This is a genomic window from uncultured Ellagibacter sp. (genome assembly GCF_934636505.1).
GTDB lineage: Bacteria > Actinomycetota > Coriobacteriia > Coriobacteriales > Eggerthellaceae > Ellagibacter.
The window spans coordinates 1-7233 of record NZ_CAKUAL010000085.1 but is presented as its reverse complement, the minus strand read 5'-3'; the positions used below and the strand labels follow the sequence as shown (position 1 = coordinate 7233).

Genomic DNA, 7233 nt, shown 5'->3' with positions numbered 1-7233 from the left:
GCCGCGTTCATGGTCGCAGGGTCGCCGCCTGGCTCCCAGTCGACGCGCTTGAGCGGCTTCATCACGCGGTTCTTGGAGTAAACGCGCTCCTTGTAGGCGAGCGCCATGTAGTTGGGGGCCGCCTTGTACTCGGGGCGGAATTTCTTGCCGTCGACCTCGAGCTCCCACATGGAGTCGGCGAGCTCTTCGTGTGTATACTTCTCATCGATGTGCAGGGGGCGGATTCGTACGATCTTCCCGTCTTTGCTGTCGACTGCGGTGGGCTCACCGCCCGTGCCGCCGCTCGCGATGCTCTGCACCGTTGTGGTGTAGATTTCCTTCTCGCTCATCCTCGCTCCTTCCTCTTTCACCTGTTTGGGCTGTTCTGCCCTTGGGTTCTTCGGCGGGCTTGTTGGGCCCGTCGCCCCTTGCATTCAGGTTACAGGGCGCGCAAAAAGAGCCGCAATTGATGAAATTGCGGCTCTTCCAATGCTTTTGCAGGCAAAGTGAGGATTTCGAGAGGGAAAGGGTTGCACAATCCCGAATGTGTTAAGGAGCTAGATGTCTTTCGAATTGTCGAGCCAGTAGAAACCCGTCATCTTCTCGTACAGGGTTCCCAGCTCCTGCGGCGTGAAGAGCATCCCGTCGAAGATCCATTTCTGCATGAACATCGCTTGGGATGATGCGAAGTAGTAGGCTACATATTCACGTTCGAGGCCGCTCGAGATTTCGGAATCGCCCATGATCTCGAGATTGAGTTGCTCGAGGGAGTGCGTGACGACGCGGACGAAGGTGTCGTCGACCCCTTTCATCGGGCGAACAAGTTTCTGATAGAACTCTTTGTCTTCGTATATGGGGACGTAGACGTTTTGCATGTAGATCCCCTGCAAATCGCGAGATTGCCTTACGGAGAGCAGCGTATTCATCGTGCGGACGGGCTTTACGACGTCGTCCTCGAAGATGGCCTGAAGAATCTCTTCTTTGTCTTGGAAGTTGTCGTAGAACGTCTTCCTGGAAAGATGGGCCTTGCGGCAGATCTCCGTAACCGTGATCTTCTGGTACGGCTTCTCCATCACGAGTTCCCTAAAACACCTCTCAAAAGCTTCCCTTGCCCCCATGGCTCCCCCTGGCTATTGGCGTGCGCGTTCCGCGAATTGCGTGCTATTTCATTGTAGCGGGTTTCAGTGATGTGCATGCTCATGATCGCAGTTGCATCCTCCGAGGGACTCGCGCAGGCGATTGCACCCGCAGCCGGTTGAGCTGCCTTCGGCTTCGAGCGCTGTGGTCGTGCCGTCGTCGACGAGTTCCACTTCGAAAGACAAGTCGTGTCCCGCCAGCTCGTGGTTCGTATCGAAGAGAACCTGCCCGTCTTCGATGGCAAGGACTTTCGCGCGTGCCTTGCCGCCCGGTATGGAAAACTCGATATATTGCCCGATTGGCAGCTCGCTCGCATGGGGAAACATATCAGATGCGACGGAGATGACCCCTGCGGGGTCGTAGGCTCCGTAAGCCTTCTCGCAGGGGATGGAGAATGTGCGGCGCGTGCCGTTTTCCATAGGCAAGAGCTGCTCTTCGAAGGCGGGGAGGAGCCCGCTTGCCCCGATGGTGACGGTGACGCTGTCGGGCACCAGCCAGGTGTTCACGAATTCCGTGCCGTCTTCCAGCCATCCTGCGTAGTTGATTGCCACTTTTTGTCCTCTTTTCAGCATGAATGCCTCCTTTGTTTGAGTCCGTTCTCCTTCCAACAACTCTACAGGGGTCTTGCTGCGGGTTCATCTACCGAAAGGCGGGGTATGTTAAACGCGGGGTGACATATCGGCGGAGACGTTACCCGAGGCGAGAACCCATGGCGCATGATTCGATGCGCTTTGCGTCGTTTTCGTTTTTGCTGGTGGGAAAGGACATAGGGCGCTTCGGTGCCGCGTTTTGTCCGGGAAAACGAGGCAACCTGCCAGAAATCGGGTGGTTTTCATCAAGGGAGGGCCTCTCGAGGGCGATACCCGCTCTTTGGGGTGAGCAGCCGCATCGGCGTATGAGCAAAATACCAGGTCATCGACTTGCGGTTGATTGGCGCTCCCCGCCTTCTTTCCGAGATTCCTTCTCATGACGATGAAAACTGCCCGTTTTCTGGCAGGACCCCCTCTCTCTTTCCTCCTCCCTTCCCCGACGTGAAGTTCTACGGGTAACTTCGCGTGCGCTCCTTTGCGCGTGATAAAATAGCTGCTTGCCCGCATGGCGTCCGACGTCGCGCGGGTGACGTGAATTCGGCACGAGGGCACCATTCGCCTGACCTGCCACGATGCAAAGGAACACATGATGTCAAAGGGAACCTATTCGTTCACCACACCCATTTACTACGTGAATGCCGCCCCGCATCTGGGCACGGCGTACACCACCGTCGCGGCCGACACCGTTGCGCGCTACCAGCGCATGAACGGCTATGACGTGGCGTTCGTCACCGGCATGGACGAGCATGGCCAGAAGGTCGCCGACACGGCCGCCTCGAAGGGCATGACGCCGCAGGAATGGTGCGACTCCATGGAGCCGGCTTTCCGCGACGTGTGGGATCTTCTCGACATCACCTACACCGATTTCGTGCGCACGACCGAGCCGCGCCACGCCCGCACCGTGCAGAAGTTCTGGCAGGACCTCTACGACAAGGGCTACTGCTACAAGGGCAGCTACGAGGGCTGGTACTGCGTGCACGAGGAAACCTACTACGCCGAGTCCGACCTCGAGAAGAACGAGGACGGCGAGTTCGTCTGCCCCGACTGCAAGCGTCCGGTGCAGAAGGCCGGCGGCGAGGAGAACTGGTTCTTCAAGCTGTCCGAGTTCCAGGAGCCGCTGCTCAAGTTCTACGACGAGCACCCCGACTTCATCCGCCCGGAAACCCGCCGCAACGAGATCGTCTCGTTCGTGAAGAGCGGCCTGAAAGACCTCTCCATCAGCCGTTCCACGTTCGACTGGGGCGTGCCCATGCCGTTTGACGAGGGACATGTCGCCTACGTGTGGGCCGACGCGCTGCTCGCGTACCTCACCGGCATCGGCTACGGCGACGAGGGCCGCGAAGGCGAGTTCGAAGCCCGCTGGCCCATGCAGTACCACTTCGTCGGCAAGGACATCACGCGCTTCCATTGCGTGATCTGGCCGGCAATGCTCATGGCGGCGGGGCTGCCCGTCACGCACACCGTGTTCGGCCACGGCTTCCTGCTCACCAAGGGCGAGAAGATGTCGAAGTCGAAGGGCAACGGCATGAAGCCCGCCGACCTCGTGAAGATCTTCGGCGTGGACGCGTACCGCTACTACTTCATGAGCGACGTGCAGTTCGGTCATGACGGCAACATCTCGATGGAGCGCATGGTGCAGGTGTACAACGCCGATTTGGCGAACACCTGGGGAAACCTGTGCAGCCGCGTCTTCAACATGACGAAGAAGTACTTTGATGGTAAGGTGCCTGAGGTTCCCGCCGACGCCGCCGCGCGCGTTGAGAACCCGATGCTGCCCATCGCCGAGGCGCTTTACGCGAAGTACGACGCGTGCCTGGGGCAGGTCGACTTCACCGGTGCCGCCGCCGCGGTGCAGGAGCTTGCGGGCCGCGTGAACCTTTACGTGGAGGAAAGCGCCCCGTGGAACCTGGCGAAGAAGGAGGAGACGGCAGGCGATCTGGCGGCCGTCATCTACAACTCGCTCGAGGCGATCCGCATTATCGCGCTCTACATGGCGCCGTTCATGCCGAATACGTCGGCCGAGGTCTTCTCCCGCCTTGGGCTGGGCGACATCGCTGCTTGCACCGACATCGAGGCGGCGACCAAGTGGGGTCAGCTGCCCGCCGGCAACGCTGTCACCGTGGGCGACCCGCTGTTCCCGCGCCTGAACATGGACGAGATCGACCTCGACGCTGAATAGCGCATCGGGTTTACGATTTTGGAGATGAGCGATATGGGCATGACCGCACCTGAAGCGTCGACGCTCGAGGCGGCTGGCGCGCAAACGGTGGGCGAGCTGACTGCGGCGGACGAGCCGACCGAGCCCGAGTTCTTCGACAGCCTGTTCCGCAAGCGGAAGAAGAACGGGGAATGGAAGATTGTGGAAACGCCTGACCTGGGCGTTTTGGCGGTCGATGCCCATTGCCATCTGCAGTACCAGAAAAACCCCGGGCTCGCGCTCGCCCGCGCGGGCCTGCATGGGGTGGGTTTCATGTGCACGGTGGTCGACGTCTACGAGGACGGCACGACCACCTACGACAGCCTCTCGAAGTGGAACCACGAGGCCGCGCTTTCCATGCAGCGGCTTTTCTCCCGCTGTTGAGGCCAGCCGTCTCCGCGCGTGCCGCGGATGCGCATTGCAGCTGGTCTTCACCCGCATAACGCGAAGTACTGGGGTCCTGAAATCGAGGAGCGCCTTCGTGCGCTGCTGCACGATAAGCGCACGTCGTGCTTGGGCGAGATCGGGCTCGATTACCACTACGACCTCTCGCCGCGCGAGGACCAAGAGCGCGCGTTCCGCGCGCAGGTGCGCATCGCGAAAGAGGCGGGACTGCCCGTGATGCTGCATGTTCGCGAGGCGCACGACGACGCGCTCGCCATCATGCGCGACGAGGGATGGCCCGAGGCGGGCTGCATCCTGCATTGCTTCACGAGCGATTGGGAAACGTTGGAGCCGTGGATCGAGGCGGGCTGCTCGGTCACGTTCGGCGGCGCGCTCACCTTCAACAACGGCAACGCTATCCGCGATGCGGCGGCGCGTGTGCCGGAGATGCAGCTCATGGTGGAGACTGACTCTCCCTATATGGCGCCGAAGCCGTTGCGCGGCGAGGTGTGCGAACCCGCCATGGTGGTGTTCACCGAGAGCGCGCTCGCGGATGTGCGCGGTGCGGAGGGGGAGGAGCGCCTGGCCTTGTTCCGCCGCGTGCTCACGAACGCGGAGAGCATGCTGAACCGCCCGCCTACCGCATGGCAGCTGGGGAAATAGCCTGCCGCGTCGCGCGGCCATAGTACAATGCGCACTGATATCGCTGCGCTCGGGAGGAAAATTTTGAATCGTCTTATCATCGTCGGATCGCCGCGCACGAACGGCAGAAGCGCGCACCTGGCCAATATGCTGTTCGAAACCTGCATTGAGGAATGCCCTGATGACGAGCTTGCGCTCGCGCCGGTTTCCACGCTTAATGTGGCGGGGTGCACGGGCTGCGATGCGTGCCGCGGCAATATCGCGAAGCTTGTCGAGCTTGGCGAGGAAGCCCTCGACGACGATTTCGCCCCGTGCGCCATCGATGACGATATGCAGGAAATCTACGAGCTCATTGACGCTGCGGACGAGATCACTGTGGTGAGCCCTGTGTATTTCGCGGGTCCGCCGTCGCAGTTGAAGGCGCTGCTCGATCGTTTGCAGCCTTATTATTGGACGAATGCGCGCGCCGAGGAAAAGCGCCCGGCCGTGCTGCATGTGGTGGGCGAGGGCGGCGATCCGCATGGGTTCTCCGCGCTTGTGTCCATCGTCCGCTCGGCGCTCGCCGTTGCGGGGTTCCGTCTGGAAACCGTGTTCGACTGGGTGGGGAAGATTGATGCAGATGGCGAGATCACGGCCGAGGCCGAGGTGCGCTCGATCGAGGACTTCTTCGCAACTGCTGACTCTGCTATGGCGCCCGCGCAGGGTGCAGAAGGTGACGGGGCTGCGATTATAGAGTTCCCCCAGATGGAAGAGTCTTCGGGTTCGAGCGAAGAGGATTCGCCCGAACCTGGCGCGTCGCGCGGCCCACGCGGAGGTGCGCGCACGAGGCTTTCGCTCGACGATGCGGGCGGTGCGAAATCGCCCCACGTGAAGAGCGCGTCACGCCAGGGTGACGGCCAGAAGTCCGCGGGCGCGAACGGCAAGCCGAAGGGGTCGCATGCAGGCGGCGGCTCGCGCAAATCTAGCGGCTCGCAGGGCAAGCGCGGCGGCCAGCGGGGCGGCGCGCGAACGAAGGGAGCCGCAAAGAAAGGTAACTCGAAGAAGGGCAACAGCCGTGGCTAATATGCTCTCCCCCTTGGCAACTCCTGCGGCAACGCGCGATGTCCTGGAGGAGCATGGCCTTTCGACGAAGCATGCGCTCGGTCAGAACTTCCTGGTTAACGATGCGATTCTGCAGAAGATCGTCGAGCTTGCGCAGCTTGACGCGTTCGACGACGTGCTTGAAGTGGGTCCTGGAATCGGGACGCTCACCATTGCGCTGTTGAAATGCGCGGGCCGCGTGGTGTCGGTCGAGCGCGACGCCGATCTGCCAGCGGTGCTTGAGGACACGCTCGTGCCGTGGGCCGATCGCTTTGCCCTCATCTCGAAGGACGCGCTCGAATTGACTGAGGAAGAAGTGCGTCTTGCGTTGGCAAAGTGTGCTGCTCCGAGCGAGGGGCGTGCTTCGCGCGCAGTTCCGCACGACGCGAACAGTCCAGTGGACTGTTCGCCAAAGCAGGACTGTTTGAGCACGAAGTATGCACCTCGCCCTCTTGGGTCTGGGAATGGTACTCGCCGCTCTTTCCCCAACAAGTTCGTGGCCAACCTGCCCTATGCGGTGGCGGCCACGCTCGTGCTCGATTTCTTCCAGAAGTTTCCCCAGCTCGAGAGCGCGACGGTGATGGTTCAAAAGGAAGTCGCCGACCGTATGTGCGCCGAGCCGGGCTCGAAGAACTATGGCGCCTACACGGTGAAGCTGCGCTTGTACGCCGAGCCTGCGGGACGGTTTTTGGTGAGCCCTAACAATTTCTTCCCGCCGCCGCATGTCGACTCGTCGGTTCTGCGCCTCAACCGCAGGCCCGTGTATGATGCCGACGGTGCTCCTCTCGACGACGCGCTTCTCAAGGCGACGTGCGTCATGGCCGACGCCGCCTTCGCGAGCCGTCGCAAGACCATTTCCAATTCGTTCAAGACATATTTTGCGAGCAGGGGAAATGCCGGCAAGGCTTTCATCGGGTGCATTCCCGATTTGCTCGATGAGTGCGGAATCGATGCGAAACGACGCGGTGAGACACTCTCACTTGACGAGTTCATTGCGCTGGGGAAGGCGTATTTACGAAGGGAATCTAACCCATTATAGCGGTTTTTGTGCCGTTTATCGCGAGATTTCGCATGAAAATTGACGTCCGTGATACAATGCGCAACCGAGATAACTATATATGCGGGAGAAAGAGCCAGCATGGATTTAGCACAGCAAGCAAAAATCGTCGACTCCATTCATGACACGCTGCATGATTTCGTGGGTCAGCGCCTGAAGGTGCGCGC

Annotated in this window: 7 protein-coding genes and 1 pseudogene; 5 read left to right on the top strand and 3 right to left on the bottom strand. The window is 60.7% G+C overall.

The features are described 5' to 3' along the window. The 3 genes and pseudogenes from Q0G18_RS08450 to Q0G18_RS08440 form a co-directional block, all read right to left on the bottom strand. Positions 1-329: pseudogene (locus Q0G18_RS08450) on the bottom strand (hypothetical protein); the annotation flags it as partial. 207 nt (positions 330-536) lie between these two features. Then, positions 537-1052, bottom strand: coding sequence for a TetR family transcriptional regulator (locus Q0G18_RS08445; protein WP_297151950.1), 516 nt, complete (start codon positions 1050-1052; stop codon positions 537-539). Positions 1053-1160: 108 nt separating this feature from the next. Next, positions 1161-1688 (bottom strand): FKBP-type peptidyl-prolyl cis-trans isomerase, encoded by a 528-nt coding sequence (locus Q0G18_RS08440; RefSeq protein ID WP_297151947.1) that lies wholly within the window; start codon positions 1686-1688, stop codon positions 1161-1163. 607 nt (positions 1689-2295) lie between these two features. On the opposite strand from Q0G18_RS08440, the gene metG reads away from it, so the two are divergent. From metG to Q0G18_RS08415, 5 genes are all read left to right on the top strand, one after another. Beyond that, on the top strand, positions 2296-3885 hold the full coding sequence (gene metG, locus Q0G18_RS08435) for a methionine--tRNA ligase (protein ID WP_297151944.1): 1590 nt from the start codon (positions 2296-2298) through the stop codon (positions 3883-3885). 39 nt (positions 3886-3924) lie between these two features. After that, on the top strand, positions 3925-4287 hold the full coding sequence (locus Q0G18_RS08430; protein WP_297151940.1) for a nitrate ABC transporter substrate-binding protein: 363 nt from the start codon (positions 3925-3927) through the stop codon (positions 4285-4287). A gap of 27 nt (positions 4288-4314) precedes the next feature. Next, positions 4315-4950 carry a TatD family hydrolase gene (locus tag Q0G18_RS08425; protein ID WP_297151956.1) on the top strand — a complete coding sequence of 212 codons (636 nt, stop codon included), beginning with the start codon at positions 4315-4317 and terminating at the stop codon, positions 4948-4950. 63 nt (positions 4951-5013) lie between these two features. Continuing rightward, complete coding sequence (locus tag Q0G18_RS08420; RefSeq protein WP_297151937.1) at positions 5014-5991, top strand: flavodoxin family protein; 978 nt, start codon at positions 5014-5016, stop codon at positions 5989-5991. A 1-nt stretch (position 5992) separates the two neighbouring features. Continuing rightward, on the top strand, positions 5993-7048 hold the full coding sequence (locus Q0G18_RS08415; protein WP_297151953.1) for an rRNA adenine dimethyltransferase family protein: 1056 nt from the start codon (positions 5993-5995) through the stop codon (positions 7046-7048). The last annotated feature ends 185 nt before the right edge of the window (positions 7049-7233 follow it).

Excerpts from the sequence above, each read along its gene's own strand:
- Q0G18_RS08415 (WP_297151953.1), top strand. The coding sequence starts at position 5,993 with ATGCTCTCCCCCTTGGCAACTCCTGCGGCAACGCGCGATGTCCTGGAG.
- Q0G18_RS08425 (WP_297151956.1), top strand. The coding sequence starts at position 4,315 with ATGCGCATTGCAGCTGGTCTTCACCCGCATAACGCGAAGTACTGGGGT.
- Q0G18_RS08440 (WP_297151947.1), bottom strand. The coding sequence starts at position 1,688 with ATGCTGAAAAGAGGACAAAAAGTGGCAATCAACTACGCAGGATGGCTG.
- Q0G18_RS08430 (WP_297151940.1), top strand. The coding sequence starts at position 3,925 with ATGACCGCACCTGAAGCGTCGACGCTCGAGGCGGCTGGCGCGCAAACG.
- Q0G18_RS08445 (WP_297151950.1), bottom strand. The coding sequence starts at position 1,052 with ATGGAGAAGCCGTACCAGAAGATCACGGTTACGGAGATCTGCCGCAAG.
- metG (WP_297151944.1), top strand. The coding sequence starts at position 2,296 with ATGTCAAAGGGAACCTATTCGTTCACCACACCCATTTACTACGTGAAT.